This window comes from Microbulbifer mixtoriginis (SeqCode), assembly GCF_052467515.1.
The window spans coordinates 454,724-468,988 of the sequence record NZ_CP174314.1 but is presented as its reverse complement, the minus strand read 5'-3'; the positions used below and the strand labels follow the sequence as shown (position 1 = coordinate 468,988).

Below are 14,265 nucleotides of genomic sequence, written 5' to 3'. Positions count from 1 at the left end.
AACTTACAATAAGTTTTAGCTAGAACCTAGCACTTGCCCCAAAGCGAAAATACCGAGGGACTTGATATTCTTGATTTACCCCCCAGCTTGGATCTAACACACCGGGACTTGACTCAGCAAACTCATAAACCTCTGTTTCAGCATCCGCATCAAGCAGGTTAAAGACCTCAGCTCTAAGCTCCACATCAGCCAAACCAATGCGAGTACTATAGACAAGGGATAAATCTATCTGATTGACCCAACTAGTTCGCCCTCTACTGCCTCGACTTGTCTTAATAAGATTTCCATTTGAGTCAGTCACATAATAAGTATCTCCATAAGCCGGGGTTCCATCGGGATGGCCAGCACCAAAGGAGTTAATTGGACGTCCTGATTGCAAAAGGAAATTAGCCCCCAACAAAAGATTCTCCATCACCTGATAGTTCCCATAAATTTTTATTTTATGAGTACGATCATTTGGCAAATATCCGTTGGCTCCATCCATCAACTCGGGGAAATCAAAATCTTGGGTAATCCCAGCATCATCCTGGGCGTTGTCCGACTTAACGTACCCCTCACTATTCCCCTTACTCTGAGACCAGGTGTAACTCGCACTTAAACCCCAAATACCATCAAAGGCGCGCTTCGCGGAAAATTCTAACTCCTTATAAGTCCTTTTGGCCTCTGGATAGTTAAGCAGTTCAGCCGAAAATGTTGTCATTTCCAACTCGCCCGTTCCATAACGATCGTAAGGTATGGTGATATCACTTCCCGGGTTTGCAAGCACATAACCATGACCATCACCAGTGTGCTCATATCCCAAAGCATCTACCGCATGGTCAATACTCACATCATCAATATGTGATTTTAAATCACGATAGGTAGCTTTAATTCCCAATGTCCAGTCATCAGCAAAAAGCCTCTCATAACCAAGAATAAACTCATCCTGATACATAGGCTTGAGGTCTTTATCCGAGAGCTGAGCACTATCCGGCACATTACCATCTGAAGTTACCCTTGCGGATCCAACTTCTTCAGATGTAGGAACGCCATCGGCACCAACATTTGTAGGGGCATATGTTTTCGGATCGTATTCTCCATCAAAAATGAAATACCTTTCAAACCCCAATTCACCGCCAGATAAGCGCACATTGGTGTTGGAAGCGATAGGCATAAAGTAACGACCCCAATTGCCATATACTCTGGACTCACCATCACCACCGGGATCCCAAGAGAAGCTTAACCGTGGCGCCCACTGATCATCAATTTCAATAAAAGTATCGCCCTCTCCATTAAAGTTGGAGAAAGTTTCATTACGAATTCCTGCACTTAAAGTAAGTGTATCCGTAATATCCCAGGTATCTTCGATATAAAAAGCTTTTGACTCAACCTCAAAGTCCCCTTCTACATCGCCAACCCGATAAGATACTATATGCACTGGAGTCTCAGCGCCGTTAGTAGGTGGCACTATTCCACCATTTGGAAGCTCTACATCCGGCAAGTACGTATAGTATCTATAGTAAACACCCCCACCAGCTCTTAATCCTGTACCCGAATAGGTTTCTTTGGAGGAGGATGAGTTAGTTTCCTGATCGTAGCCAAAGCGTATCGTGTGATCATCAATCACCCATTCAAAGTCAATGCGATCAGCTACTCTTTCATCACCCCCAGTTTGAACCCTAGAACTGGCTTGACACCCCGGTCTTTCATCCGTATTCCCAGGTAAAGCACCGGCACTAAAGTCCCTTACGTAAGGGCACTCCAAATCTGTTGTACTAATTGTAGTGAGTGAGTATTCATTCTGGCCATGGAGCATAGAAACACTGAAATTATCTGTTATCTGACCATCATAACGAACCAGCCAGTTATCTCCGCCACGCTTATCCCACTTAGTGCCCGTATACTCTTTTTTATCTCTATTAAAATAGTCGTAATTGAATTGATCATTTTCCCTGGTGCGCTTGTCTGAAAATTGCATATAAGAGAGGATATGGTTATCAGTTACATTCCAGGTTAAATTGACTCCCCAGAAATCATCATCAATACTTCTATCGTTGTATCTGCTTGGACTTCCTCTTGTGGTGAATTCTTCAACCGTTTCCTGCTGTTCGTAAAGGGCATAGAAAAATAATTTATCCGGAATGATAGGGCCACTAACATAATAATCTGTTGTGTACTTGGACTCCTCATTTTCCGAATTTAAGTCATAGAGAGTCCCATCTGCAGAGAGAGAGTCCGGTGCTTCTGAACGCAAGGCTGCCGGCTCATAATAGGCAACAACACCATATTCAAATTCGTTGGAGCCTTTCTTGGTAACGGCGTTGAACACTCCCCCCAAAGAGCGACCAAATTCAGCACTATATCCCCCCGTTTTTATTTGGAACTGGTCATAAAATTCAAAAGGTACCGATGATCCACCCAACCCGTTGCGGAAATTAGTGACATTGAGGCCATCAATGTAATATGCGTTTTCTCCTACGGAAGCCCCCCCAAACGATATAAGATCCTTATCTTCACCAAACCCAGAATCACCTAAAACAGTACCAGGAGCCAATAAAGCAACCGATTCAATATTACGAGCAACCGGTAACATCTCTATATCTGACAAGCCTATATTCAGTGCAGATTCCGCCGTGCCAGTGCGGATCTGGGGAATCGCCTCCCCCACTACAACCACCTCCTCCAGATCTCCCAATATCAACGGTATATCCAACTTGGTAGAGCTACCTATTGAAACGGCAACGGCTTCAACCACCGCGGGCTGGTAGCCATCTTTCTGAACAGTCACCTTATAGATGCCTGTGGGCAAATTCACACGGAAGTCACTATCCTCACCCGTGGACATAGTCCTTCTAAAGCCATTTTTAACATTTTCTATGATAATTGTAGCGCCACTCAGGTCGTTACCACTGCTACTAATAACTGTCCCATCAATAGACCCATTCACGTTGCCTGCTGCCAACGCTTGCCCCCCAATAACCGGCAAGCTAATAGATGCAGCCAGCAGCACTCGCTTGAAGTTCTTCATAAAGCCATCCTTTTGATTATCAATAAATTTATAATTTATTATTTACAAGCTTTACTTAAACCGATGATCGTCCCCCAGCGACCCCATTTTCAACTCTAATAAAATAGTGATTCAACCAGCTAAAACCGCCATATTATTCCCCTTCAAACAACTAACACAACAGGCATAAAAACTTATTTAAAATGAAAAATATTATTAACGCCAAAAAAATAGATTCTATATCCACCCCAACAAAAACAAATCAAAAAAATATTTAGAAAGCACTAAATGGGACGCAAATGAACACACAAACAAAACTTCAAAATCATCACGGGATAAAAAGAAAGGGAGGCAGAGACAGTCCGTCTCAGGTCTAAATCAATAAACGAGAAGATTTTATTAAATCATCAGAAAGATGATCATCAATTCATCTTGTCAATTTAAGAATAAGAAGGAAGAATATTGAAAACTAAATGGCGAACTCAAGGGGCAGTATTATCTACCCCTTGAATAAAGCTACTTGCGTAAAAACTCCAGCATCCATTTTGCAACCATATTCTCGTGAATATCGTTTTGCAGGGAGGCCTGGCCCTTTTCCACCACATCTGTACCAAAAGCTTCTCGACGTAACTCCATCAGGCTATTGGAATAAGGTTTGGTAAACTCCGGGTGGGCCTGGAAGGTGAGCATGTGGTCATCAACCTGGAGCATCGCCATTGGGCAGAATTCGCTGGAAGCCAGTACTCGACCGCCGGGAGGAAGGGTATCTACTTGGTCCTGGTGAGTAACCAACAGGTTGAAGCTATTCGTAGGCTCCGACATCCAGGAGGGGGTTTCCTGCATTTCATAGGAATGCACTCCCAACCCCCAGCCTTTATCGGATTTCCGAGCCCTTCCACCCAATGCCTGAGCAATCAGCTGATGACCAAAGCAGATTCCAATAGTTGGTTTTTTTTGGTCATGCAGCTTGCGCACAAAGTCCATCAGTGGAGGAATCCATTCCTTGTCATCATAGACACCGGTTTTACTGCCGGTAATCAGGTAGGCATCCACCTCATCGACCTGGGCCGGGTACTGGCCGTGCTGCACTTCATAGGTGGAGAACTCCAGTGTGGGGTCCTGGCTGCGCAATAGATCTGCGAACATCTCCGGATATTCACCGTATTCGCCCACCAGCTCCTTGCGCACATCGTCGGTTTTTAAAACTCCAATCTTCATTATTTCACCGCTGGGTTGACTGCTGAGTTTTCGGATTATGGCATATTCGGGAATGCAAAGGCGGCTTGTCTGTCGCTTGAACAAGTCATCTAAAACGTTAAATACCAGCTCTTAAGCTTCAATTCCCTACGCATAGGTGCTTTTCATTTCCCGCCGCCTGCCAATATAGCCCTCTTCCACGTAGGGCTTTTTACTTTCCGACTTTGCCGACCCACTAACCAAGAACATTCCGGTGCGGGCATTCTTACCTAAAGGACTTTTGTGTATGATCGCGCACTTAGCACATTTTTCAGCCAATTATTGGGCTAACGGGTATCCCAGAGGCAATTAGGGCTACTCGCCAACTAAATTGAGGACACACAATGACCACAACGACCTCCCCCAGCGACCAGCAGGATAGCCCGCCCGGACGCAAAACGGCCTTTACCCGCTTCCTGGATGTGGTGGAATGGCTCGGCAACCTGCTCCCCCATCCCATTACGCTCTTTGCGCTCTTTGCTGTGGGTGTGGTGATTCTAAGCGGTATAGCCTCCTACTTTGGCCTTTCTGTGGCAGACCCACGCCCGGTGGGTGCTGCGGGACGCGATCCCGATGGGGTAATTGAGGTCTTCAATCTATTAAGTGGCGACGGCCTTCGGATGATCGTCACCGGTCTAGTGAATAACTTTACTGGCTTCGCGCCACTGGGTACCGTTCTCGTAGCCCTTCTTGGAGTAGGTATCGCCGAGCACTCCGGGTTGTTGAGTGCCGCCGTTCGCGGCTTGGTGCTGCAAGCCTCCAAGCGCACAGTCACCGTGATCGTGGTATTCGCCGGCATCATCTCCAACACAGCCTCTGAACTTGGCTATGTGGTACTTATCCCTCTCGCCGCCATGATCTTCCACTCTCTTGGCCGCCACCCACTCGCCGGTTTAGCGGCTGCCTTTGCCGGCGTATCTGGAGGCTACAGTGCTAACCTGCTACTAGGGACGGTGGACCCACTCCTATCGGGAATCACCGAATCTGCAGCCCATATGATTGACCCAACTTATAGCGTTGGCCCGGAAGTGAACTGGTTCTTTATGATCGTCAGTACCTTCCTGATCACCATTGTTGGCAGCTGGGTCACAATGGCCATCGTTGAACCCAAGCTGGGTAAGTACGATCCCAATGAGGCCTCCGTTGATCTCAGTCAGGACAAACTTGGTACGCTTACCGACGATGAAAAACGCGGCCTTAAGTACGCTGGCCTTGCGGTTCTGGCTGTCTCCGCGGTATTTGCCCTGACGATTGTGCCCGAGTGGGGTGTGTTGCGTAACCCGGAAACTGGCCTGGTAGCCGGCTCGCCGTTCCTGAAAGGTATTGTGTCTCTTATCCTGGTGTTCTTCGCTATCCCCGGCTTTGTCTATGGCAAGGTGGTGGGCACCATGAAGAATGACCGTGATGTCATTGATGCCATGGCCAAAAGTATGAACAGCATGGGCATGTATATCGTGCTGGTATTTTTCGCCGCGCAGTTCGTCGCCTTCTTCAAGGTGACCAACCTGGGGACTATCTTCGCCGTACTGGGCGCCGATGCCCTGCAGAGCATCGGCCTGACAGGCCCGCTGCTATTCCTGTTCTTTATCATGATGTGCGGATTTGTGAATCTGATGCTGGGTAGTGCCTCAGCACAGTGGGCCGTTACCGCTCCAATCTTTGTGCCGATGTTGATGCTGCTGGGCTATGCGCCTGAGGTGATACAGGCTGCTTATCGAATTGGCGACTCGGTTACCAATGTCATTACCCCGATGATGAGCTACTTCGGTCTGATCATCACCTTCGCCGCCCGCTATAAAAAAGATCTGGGTATGGGAACACTGATCGCCACAATGATCCCCTACTCCATCTTCTTCTTTGTTGGCTGGACTGCATTGTTCTATATCTGGGTATTTGCCCTGGGCCTCCCCGTTGGTCCCGGTGCAGCAACTTATTATGGTGGCTAAAACCCACTTATTGAAAAGGCCCGCTTTTTAGCGGGCCTTTTCAATTGTGAAAGAAATATGCACATTTAAGATCAATTCTGTAATTGAAAGATCTCGAGCGTCTCATCTAATCCTCCACGACCCCTGATATAATTGGTACCATTGAGCCAATATTAAATTTTTTCTCCGTCCAGACTAAAAAATTTATATTCCCAGTGACGCAGTCGTCATAAAACAAAAAATACTTAAATTAAAAAATTAGGGATAAAATACCTAAAAAACAACAATAAAAAGATTTATTTCCCATGCGGCAACTTCCGGGAAGTACCCCCAAGTTATCTTTGGCCTTTAAAACACCTAAATAAAACGAGTAACATTACGCAGTAATAACGTTTTGCGGAGATCGATACGCGGATTATCGCCAGCATAGACCTGCCCTGATCTAACTATCATTCATTTTTCCGCTCAGGACGAGCACCGTGGTTGTGCCCTACCTTGCCCTTTTGAAGGGTAAAGATTGCTATTGCCCTCCATTACCGACATTACAGGACGTCGACACAGAGCAGGCCCTGGCCAGAGAGACTGTCCTTTAAACCAGTCATAAAGAAGCCTTCACTAGATAAACAGTTTGAGCCATATGGCTCTTTTTTATCTTTGGCGTCCGCCCAGATCCGATCTATTCCGCTGGATTAACCCTTCTCCACCTGGGAAATGTATAAAAGTAATTTTTTCCAGGGGATTCACAGGATTTATAAAAATTGACTCAACAAATAAGAACGACCCTGTTAACAGGCTTTTACGAGTTGGTGAGCCAATTAAAAGGTAGCCCCGAAGCCCTGCTGATCAGTTCCCGTATTAACCCCCAACAGGTTGAGAGCCTTGATGGGTATCTGGCACTAGATCAAGTGGCTGAGCTGCTGAACAAGACCGCTAGCCAGTTGAACTGCGCCGACTTTGGACTGCGTCTTGCCTACAGTCAGGGGGCTGCCGCACTGGGTTCTCTTGGGGCAGCTGTACTGCAGTCCCTTACTTTGGGTGAATTCCTTAACACAGCGATAAAACAGCTAGGCAATTCTCCCTATAATCTGCGAGTTGAACTCACAAAAAAGGGGAAACACACGCATCTAAGTTTTCTGTGTATCGATGACCTGGAAGCTCAGCTTACCGAGGACGCTCCTCCCCCCCAGCAACAATCCCGCGAGTTTCTACTCGGTGTTTCATTGGTAGCTCTACAACACCTTTGTGGGAGTAATTTTCAGCTGGAAAGTGTTCACCTAAAAACCGAGCGCCCCGTACATGACCATTACGAAAACTTCTTTGGGGTTTCCGTACACTTCGGCAAGGAAACTGATGCATTTATCCTGAATAGCAGCTCCCTGCTGCAACCTACAGAGAAATGCAATCCCAGCCTGCGTCCACTATTGAAAACCTATATCGAAGAGCTTCTGCAAAAGGGGGAAGCCAGTTTGGTGGAACAGGTGCAGCAGCTGATTTATTGCCTGATGCCTTTAAAAAGGTGCAGCCTACAAGAAGTCGCCAATCAGCTGGGTATGCACAAGCGTACTCTACAGCGCAGGCTGAGGGACCGGGAATTGGTATTTGAGGATCTTTTGGATCGCATTCGCCGGGAGCGTGCAGAGTATTATTTAAGCGGTAAACAACCCCCCATGTCCCAGATTTCGGATATGCTGGGCTATCGCGAACAGAGCTCTTTCAACCGCGCCTGTTATCGCTGGTTTGCCACCACCCCAATGCGAGTCAGACGCCAGCTGATGGCACAGATAGTAGCCCGCGAAGCCGCACAAGAGTTAGCTGAAGTCGAATAAGCACTGCTGACAAGAGGCTTTGGCTGCGTAAACCCTGCTTCAGCTTAAGTCTCTATTTAGCTCCTCTATTCAAAGCTTCTACTCATTGCACGACTTCACAATCACCACTCTATGCCTCTGCGAGCGGCAATACCGGTATTGAATGCGTGTTTTTCCGAACACATTTCGCTCACAGTATCGGCTACATCCTTGAGGTACTGCTTGGCCCCACGCCCGGTTATGACAACCGTCTGCTCCCTGGGCCGCTGCTGTATCGCTTGTACTACCTCTTCTTTGTCCAACCAGCGGTAATTCAGCGCGTAGGTGAGCTCATCCAAAACCACCAGATAAACTCGCTCATCCCGCAACGCCTCCCGCGCCTTCTCCCAAAGTGCCATTGCCGCAGCTTTATCGGCCTCAAAATCCTGGGTTTCCCAGGTGAAATCAGTGCCCATTTGATGCCACTGTAACGGGTGGGCGGCGCCCATTAGAAGATTCTTTTCTCCACACTCCCAGGTGCCCTTAATAAATTGAGTCACCACGGTAGAGTAACCGAAGCCCAGGGCACGTGTGACCGTGCCCATCGCCGCAGTGGTTTTACCCTTGCCATCGCCGGTATAGAGAATCACTATGCCGCGCTCCTCCAGCGCTTTAGAAACCGCCTCATCCACAATTTTTTTACGGTTCTGCATACGTGACTTATGTCGACTCTTTTTATCCTGTGATTCTGAACTCATAAAGACCATCAAACATTTAAAGTAAAGGGAGCGTGCAGATTGCACTCAAGTGTGCGTCGTTATTCAGAGGCTTCTCACTCTGTCATTGCTAAAAATGCAGAAATAAAATCCCAAATCAGATCATCCTGCCAGAGAACATTGTGGCCACCGGAAAAAATGCCCAAGCGCGAATTGGGAATCTGCCGAAATAAAGCCCGCTGATTTTCAAAAGGGGCGACACTATCGTAGCGCCCGGCACAGATCAGCGTTTCTACCTCCAGAGTCGGTAGGCGAGCAAAAGTATCGTGGCCTTTTCTCGCCTGAAGCTGTCGAATACGGCACTGGGCTCCGTCAGGCTTGCTTGCCGCCAGTTCGCAGACCTGGCGATAATATTTACTTAAAAAAGCACAAAGTGCTGATTCTGAATGTATACCATCGGCACTTTGCAGGCGGCTATCGCCCGCAGTCACCCATAGATTCACTTTTTCCTCGAGGCTCATAGCCTCAATATCGTACTGATGAAACGGGAATGAAGCGCCTCCGCGGCCTCCGGAGCTGGTTACCAATAAAACCTGTTTTCGCACCAACTGGGGATATTGCAATGCAAATTCCTGAGCGACCATGCCACCAAATGATTCTCCCAGTAGATACGCATCCCGCCAATCGAGATGATCCATCAGTCGTTTAAGGTCTAGGGCGTAATCGGCCATATTGGGAGAATCGATGGGTGAATTAGACTGACCGATGCCACGGGGGTCAAAGGTTAAGATTTCAAACCGATTCGCCAACGGGGAGTCGAAAATAGTCGGGGCTACCCTGAGATCACTGAGGGTACCAGGGTGAAACACCAAGCGCGGGCCCCTTCCGCGAACTTCAAAATGCAATTCCACGCCATCATTACTAAATACCGCCACAAAATAGCTCCCGGAAAAAACTAGACGCTGCAATAGTAGCCGCCGGAAAGAGAAACACCGGGGTTGAATCGTTAGAAGAGAGTGAACAGAGAGATAGCCCAAGGGGCTATCTCTCCAAACATTTTTATAGGCTAAATTCTATACCGGCATAAACTGCTGCGCCTGCTGTGTAATAACCCGCAACTTCGCGATAGTTCCGGTCCAACATATTTTCACCGCGTAGATTAACCCGCATATTGGGGGAGACCCGATAGACGGCATTCAGATCAACCTTACTGTAGTTCTCCAGAGCGATTCCGGTATAACCATCAATACGATCCTCAACCCGCTGCCAGTTACCACTCAGAGTCAACTTATCTCCCAGCCATTGTTGGCTGAGGCCGAAGTTAAATACCCTCTGGGGAACTCCGCCACGCTGAGCGCCTGTGAAGTCCTCTGAGTTCAGCCAAGTGCCAGTTATAGACCAATCCAGGTTGCTATTAAGGTTGCCGCCCAAGGACAGTTCCACCCCCTCAGATTGACTATCACCATCATCCTGCTCATAAGACCAGGTTGTGTAATTATAAAAAATAGCATCGCTGATCTCCTGGTCGAAGTAGGTCAGCTCAGCCTGTAATAATTGTGCCCACTGGTATTCCAGACCCAACTCATAACCACGACTGGTTTCAGCCCCCAAAGAAGCATTGGTAGTATATTCGTACGGGCTCGGAGCACGGTAACCAGTTCCAAAACTCGCGCGATACTTAAGCTGCTGATCATCACCTAGAGAAACAGGTAGAGCTGCAGAGACACGCCAGCTATTGTGATCCTCAGTCTCCAGGTTATCGCGACGGTAGCCTAGGGTATAGAAAACTGTTTCGGCGAAATCACTGTGCCACTCCGTAAAGAAGCCAGTACTTTCCAATACCTCATCGGCAAACTCTGTAGCATATTTCTGCTGTTCATACTCTCCGCCCCACAGCAGTTTTCCACTGTTCAAGGTATTGCTGCCGATATAATTTGCCTCACGAATTTTACCGTTTGTTATAAATGGAAAGGCCCCAGGGCTGATACCCTCTTCGCGGTCAATCTCCTGTTGAGAAAGGCTTACTCTATGATTCCAGTTGGCAAACTGGTAATGACTACTAAAGATGAAAAATTCCTGGTCGAAGCGACTCAGGCAATCATTAGGAGAATCCGAAAAACAGTTGTCGTACTCAGTCTCAGTATCCACCTTGCGGTACTGGCTCTCGAGAGATAGATTTTCATTTATCTGGTAACCGAGACGTGCACTGGTGGTAAAATTATCGTAACCATCTTCCTCACCAGAAGAATCTTTTTCGGTTGCATTAAAACCGTCAGTGGAAAAGTCAGAAACACTTAAATCGTAGTACCAGGATTCAATGCTTCCCCCAAGGTTCGCACTGGTATTCTGGCTTCCGTAACGACCCACCTCTACAGAGGCACTGGCGTTAACACTCTCAGCAGGCCTTTTGCTAATAATATTAATCACGCCACCGGCGCCGGCACCGTAAAGCATGCCCTGGGGCCCGCGCAGGACTTCAATACGCTCAATATCGCTAACCTGCAAGTGCTGCAATTGGGTACTTACCTGTAAACCCGTCGGGTCGGCAATATTCACCCCATCCAGTAACACCAGGGTGCGGAAATTACTTTCCCCACGGATAAACAAGGAACTGACCTTACCCGCTCCGCCGCTATTGCTGACAGCAACACCTGGCAGAGTGCGCATCACATCCAGCAGGCTGGTATAACCCAATCGCTCAATATCGGCAGCATTAAGAATTGAAACAGAGACACCCAGCTGGCTCTTGGGCAGATCCAGACGGCTGGCAGTCACTGTGATTTCTTCCAGGTCCGCAGCCGCAGACAATAGCGGTTGCACCGCGGCAAAGACGGCAGCGGCTAATAAAGTTTTTTTCATTGTGGTTCCCCAATCTCGAACAGAAAAACGGATTGAGGGAGGGTGAGTACAATCGGTGCGCAACCCAGGCGGGCACACTGACCAGACAAAGCCCTCCGCTTTATCCTCAAGGCCAGATATAAAAACTCCGGCTTAGTGCCGAGGGCCGGTATCGGGCTTATCATTTTGTAAAGAAAAATGATTTACCGTTGCGGGGGCAGCGCCGGACTCTGTGTACACATCACCGGACTTCCCGTTTACCCCAGCCAAGTGTAAATACACTGCTGGGCACCCAAAGCGGCGGCAAGTATAACAGCGTGGCTGGCGCTTCCCCAGCGAAAGTGAGACGTTAAATCCACGGGGTAATTTTCAATAAAAATCTGTTTTTCAAACACCACTCAGCCCTTACTCGCTTGCACACTTCTTTACCAAAAATCCACATTCCTTGCGCATTCCTGAACTATGTTGGCTATCAGCGGCTGGTTAAAAAACACCTCCCAGGAAGGGGGATACTGGCCGCCGCTAATCGCCCGCGCCTGCTCTTCAGTGCAGGCGCTGTCCAGCTGCCTTCAATGGAGAGCACCATGTACAAGGTTTTATTATCTGTCGCCCTAATGGCCATGATTTCCTCTGCAAACGCACAGCCACGCAAACCTCCTCAGGAAGCCTTTGATGCCTGCAAGGCCATGTCGAAGGGTGATGCCTGCAAAGTGGAAACGCCGCACGGTACCCTGGAAGGCACTTGCCGCATGCCCCCTAGAGAAGAGCAACTGGTGTGTGTTCCCACAAAAATGGAAGGCCGCAGACCGGGCAAAGATCGAAAAGAAAATAACGAGTAAATCATTGGGGCCCTTGCGGGCCTCGCAGTTCGAGAATGCAGTATGAAAAAGTGGCTATTAGTGGGCCTCACCTGTGTCACCCCGGCAGCTCTGGGACACCTGCCGGAAACAACCGTGGAAGCCTGCCAAGGGTTAACCTCCGGCTCAAGTTGTAGCATCGGTCACAGTAGCGGCCAATGCTTGCGCTTATCTGAAGATCAGGCTCCGGTCTGTGTGACGGGCACATTGGCTATTGCCAGAATCCCTTCTCAAGAGCGCGCTAACGGCAGACCACCGGCGCGCAGGCATCGGGTGGTGCAGTCGGAGGGATTACAATATAGGGTTCCCGCCGACCACAGCCCAATCACCACCAGCCGCGTTAAAGTCACAATCGAGGGGCCCTGGCGGGTGATTGAAGCCAACGGTATCTCCACGCATAAAACCGGTGCCTTCCCAAACTCCGGCAATCCCCACAAAATCGAAACCCAACGCTACAAATACCGAGTACCCGCAGCCCCCAAGTTGGCAAAAAAATCCACACCAGTAAGCCTGCAAAATTTTGGTATTGGCATTAACGGCGTGCCCTTTGATCCCAGCGCCGCAGAGTGGTACCTGGGTAATCGCGGCCTCTGGCGCTATGAGGCGCTCTCCGGTGCAGTTCCCCTCGGCGTTGACGACAACTACGCCCATGTCCAGCCCAACGGGGCCTACCATTATCACGGTCTGCCCACCGGACTATTGGCAAGACTACAAGTTACCCCGCAGCATCATTCACCACTGATTGGTTGGGCCGCAGATGGTTTTCCCATTTACGCACTATATGGTTATGGCGATGACATGAATGAGGAGACTGATGTAGTAAAAATGCACTCCAGCTATCGGGTGAAATCTGGACATCGGCCAACAAGCAACAAGCAACCTGGCGGCTATTACGACGGCACCTTTGTGGCGGACTACGAATATGTTGAAGGGGCGGGCTCCCTCGATGAGTGCAATGGCCGCTTTGTGCGCACCCCTGATTTTCCTCAGGGTATTTATGCCTATTTCCTTACTGAGGAGTGGCCAATAATTCCGCGCTGCTACAAAGGAACACCCTCCGAGGACTTCCGCCGCGGACCCGCAATGGGGCGGCCACAGCCCCCGCGCAGGCGATTTGGCTGAGACAGGAATTTCTAGCCACTGGATTTTCGCAGCAAATCCAGTGGTACAAAGTCTGCGATGCCGTCGCGCCAACGGAATTCACAACTCACCCCGTAGGCTTCGCCAATCAACGTCGGAGTCAGTACCTGTTGCGGTGTTCCCTGAGCTAACAATTCTCCATCCAGCATCAAGAGAATCCGATCGCAAAAGCGCGCCGCCAGGCTGAGGTCGTGCAGTGCCAACACCACGTTTTTGCCACTGTCGGCCAGGCTGCGGAAGTTCTGCATCAGCTGAAGTTGGTGACGGATATCCAACGCCGCAGTGGGTTCATCGGCGATCAGCAGCGGTGCCCGCCCCACTAACAGGCGGGCCAATTGCACGCGGCGCAGCTCGCCACCGGATAATTGAGTGACCGGGCGCTGGGCAAACTCCTGCGCATCGACCAATAACAACGCCTGTTGAATTCTCTGCTCGCGATCTGGCAGGCGTCCCCAAGGCAGTAAACCCAGGGCCACCATATCCGCCGCACTGAGAGACCAGGCCGGAGTTTCCGACTGCGGTAGGAAAGCCCCCAGCCTCGCACGCTGGGATGCCGGCAATTGCCCCGCATCGAGACCATTCAGCTCAACATGACCCGCATCGGGGGACAAGACGCCCGATAAACACTGCAACAGGCTGCTCTTGCCGGCGCCGTTGGGGCCCACCACGGCGGTCAGCTCGAAGGGCTTAAAAGCACAATGGATTCCCTGCAGGACACTCTTGCGCCCTCGCTGCAATTCCAGCGCAACGCAGGCGGCCTCAATAGTTTTCTCACTAGCCATA

The 14,265-nt window shown here is 49.3% G+C and carries 10 protein-coding genes and 1 riboswitch; of the genes, 4 read left to right on the top strand and 6 right to left on the bottom strand.

What is annotated here, in order from left to right; all coding sequences use genetic code 11:
* Nucleotides 1-19 precede the first annotated feature (19 nt).
* Together ACJJIT_RS01865 and ACJJIT_RS01860 are read right to left on the bottom strand one after the other, a co-directional pair.
* Nucleotides 20-3,007: a TonB-dependent receptor gene (locus ACJJIT_RS01865; protein ID WP_444899783.1), complete on the bottom strand. Its 2,988-nt coding sequence runs from the start codon at nucleotides 3,005-3,007 to the stop codon at nucleotides 20-22.
* Nucleotides 3,008-3,502: 495 nt separating this feature from the next.
* Entirely contained in the window at nucleotides 3,503-4,204 is a 702-nt protein-coding gene (locus ACJJIT_RS01860; protein WP_252083372.1) for a glutamine amidotransferase-related protein, read from the bottom strand.
* Nucleotides 4,205-4,566: 362 nt separating this feature from the next.
* Here ACJJIT_RS01860 and ACJJIT_RS01855 point away from each other — a divergent pair, with 362 nt between their 5' ends.
* Complete coding sequence (locus ACJJIT_RS01855; RefSeq protein ID WP_444882814.1) at nucleotides 4,567-6,168, top strand: AbgT family transporter; 1,602 nt, start codon at nucleotides 4,567-4,569, stop codon at nucleotides 6,166-6,168.
* A gap of 737 nt (nucleotides 6,169-6,905) precedes the next feature.
* On the top strand, nucleotides 6,906-7,973 hold the full coding sequence (locus ACJJIT_RS01850; RefSeq protein ID WP_444899782.1) for an AraC family transcriptional regulator ligand-binding domain-containing protein: 1,068 nt from the start codon (nucleotides 6,906-6,908) through the stop codon (nucleotides 7,971-7,973).
* Nucleotides 7,974-8,074: 101 nt separating this feature from the next.
* Here ACJJIT_RS01850 and cobO read toward each other — a convergent pair whose 3' ends face one another.
* From cobO to ACJJIT_RS01835, 3 genes are all read right to left on the bottom strand, one after another.
* Nucleotides 8,075-8,689 (bottom strand): cob(I)yrinic acid a,c-diamide adenosyltransferase, encoded by a 615-nt coding sequence (cobO, locus tag ACJJIT_RS01845; RefSeq protein WP_444899781.1) that lies wholly within the window; start codon nucleotides 8,687-8,689, stop codon nucleotides 8,075-8,077.
* 74 nt (nucleotides 8,690-8,763) lie between these two features.
* A complete protein-coding gene (locus ACJJIT_RS01840; RefSeq protein WP_444899780.1) occupies nucleotides 8,764-9,582 on the bottom strand; it encodes an alpha/beta fold hydrolase in 819 nt (272 codons plus the stop codon).
* A gap of 124 nt (nucleotides 9,583-9,706) precedes the next feature.
* Nucleotides 9,707-11,506: a TonB-dependent receptor plug domain-containing protein gene (locus ACJJIT_RS01835; RefSeq protein WP_444899779.1), complete on the bottom strand. Its 1,800-nt coding sequence runs from the start codon at nucleotides 11,504-11,506 to the stop codon at nucleotides 9,707-9,709.
* A gap of 126 nt (nucleotides 11,507-11,632) precedes the next feature.
* A riboswitch (cobalamin riboswitch) is annotated at nucleotides 11,633-11,796 on the bottom strand.
* 273 nt (nucleotides 11,797-12,069) lie between these two features.
* On the opposite strand from ACJJIT_RS01835, the gene ACJJIT_RS01830 reads away from it, so the two are divergent.
* Together ACJJIT_RS01830 and ACJJIT_RS01825 are read left to right on the top strand one after the other, a co-directional pair.
* On the top strand, nucleotides 12,070-12,324 hold the full coding sequence (locus ACJJIT_RS01830) for a hypothetical protein (RefSeq protein WP_444899778.1): 255 nt from the start codon (nucleotides 12,070-12,072) through the stop codon (nucleotides 12,322-12,324).
* A 42-nt stretch (nucleotides 12,325-12,366) separates the two neighbouring features.
* The gene (locus ACJJIT_RS01825) at nucleotides 12,367-13,464 is read left to right on the top strand and encodes a YHYH protein (protein WP_444899777.1); all 1,098 of its coding nucleotides are present in this window, start codon (nucleotides 12,367-12,369) and stop codon (nucleotides 13,462-13,464) included.
* A gap of 11 nt (nucleotides 13,465-13,475) precedes the next feature.
* Here the strand turns inward: ACJJIT_RS01825 and ACJJIT_RS01820 are convergent, their stop codons facing one another.
* Entirely contained in the window at nucleotides 13,476-14,264 is a 789-nt protein-coding gene (locus ACJJIT_RS01820) for an ABC transporter ATP-binding protein (protein WP_444899776.1), read from the bottom strand.
* Between the last annotated feature and the right edge of the window lies 1 nt (nucleotide 14,265).

What these genes read in the sequence shown, in the direction of transcription:
- ACJJIT_RS01865 (WP_444899783.1), bottom strand. Translation starts at nt 3,007, where the DNA reads ATGAAGAACTTCAAGCGAGTGCTGCTGGCTGCATCTATTAGCTTGCCG.
- ACJJIT_RS01860 (WP_252083372.1), bottom strand. Translation starts at nt 4,204, where the DNA reads ATGAAGATTGGAGTTTTAAAAACCGACGATGTGCGCAAGGAGCTGGTG.
- ACJJIT_RS01855 (WP_444882814.1), top strand. Translation starts at nt 4,567, where the DNA reads ATGACCACAACGACCTCCCCCAGCGACCAGCAGGATAGCCCGCCCGGA.
- cobO (WP_444899781.1), bottom strand. Translation starts at nt 8,689, where the DNA reads ATGAGTTCAGAATCACAGGATAAAAAGAGTCGACATAAGTCACGTATG.
- ACJJIT_RS01835 (WP_444899779.1), bottom strand. Translation starts at nt 11,506, where the DNA reads ATGAAAAAAACTTTATTAGCCGCTGCCGTCTTTGCCGCGGTGCAACCG.
- ACJJIT_RS01830 (WP_444899778.1), top strand. Translation starts at nt 12,070, where the DNA reads ATGTACAAGGTTTTATTATCTGTCGCCCTAATGGCCATGATTTCCTCT.
- ACJJIT_RS01825 (WP_444899777.1), top strand. Translation starts at nt 12,367, where the DNA reads ATGAAAAAGTGGCTATTAGTGGGCCTCACCTGTGTCACCCCGGCAGCT.
- ACJJIT_RS01820 (WP_444899776.1), bottom strand. Translation starts at nt 14,264, where the DNA reads ATGGCTAGTGAGAAAACTATTGAGGCCGCCTGCGTTGCGCTGGAATTG.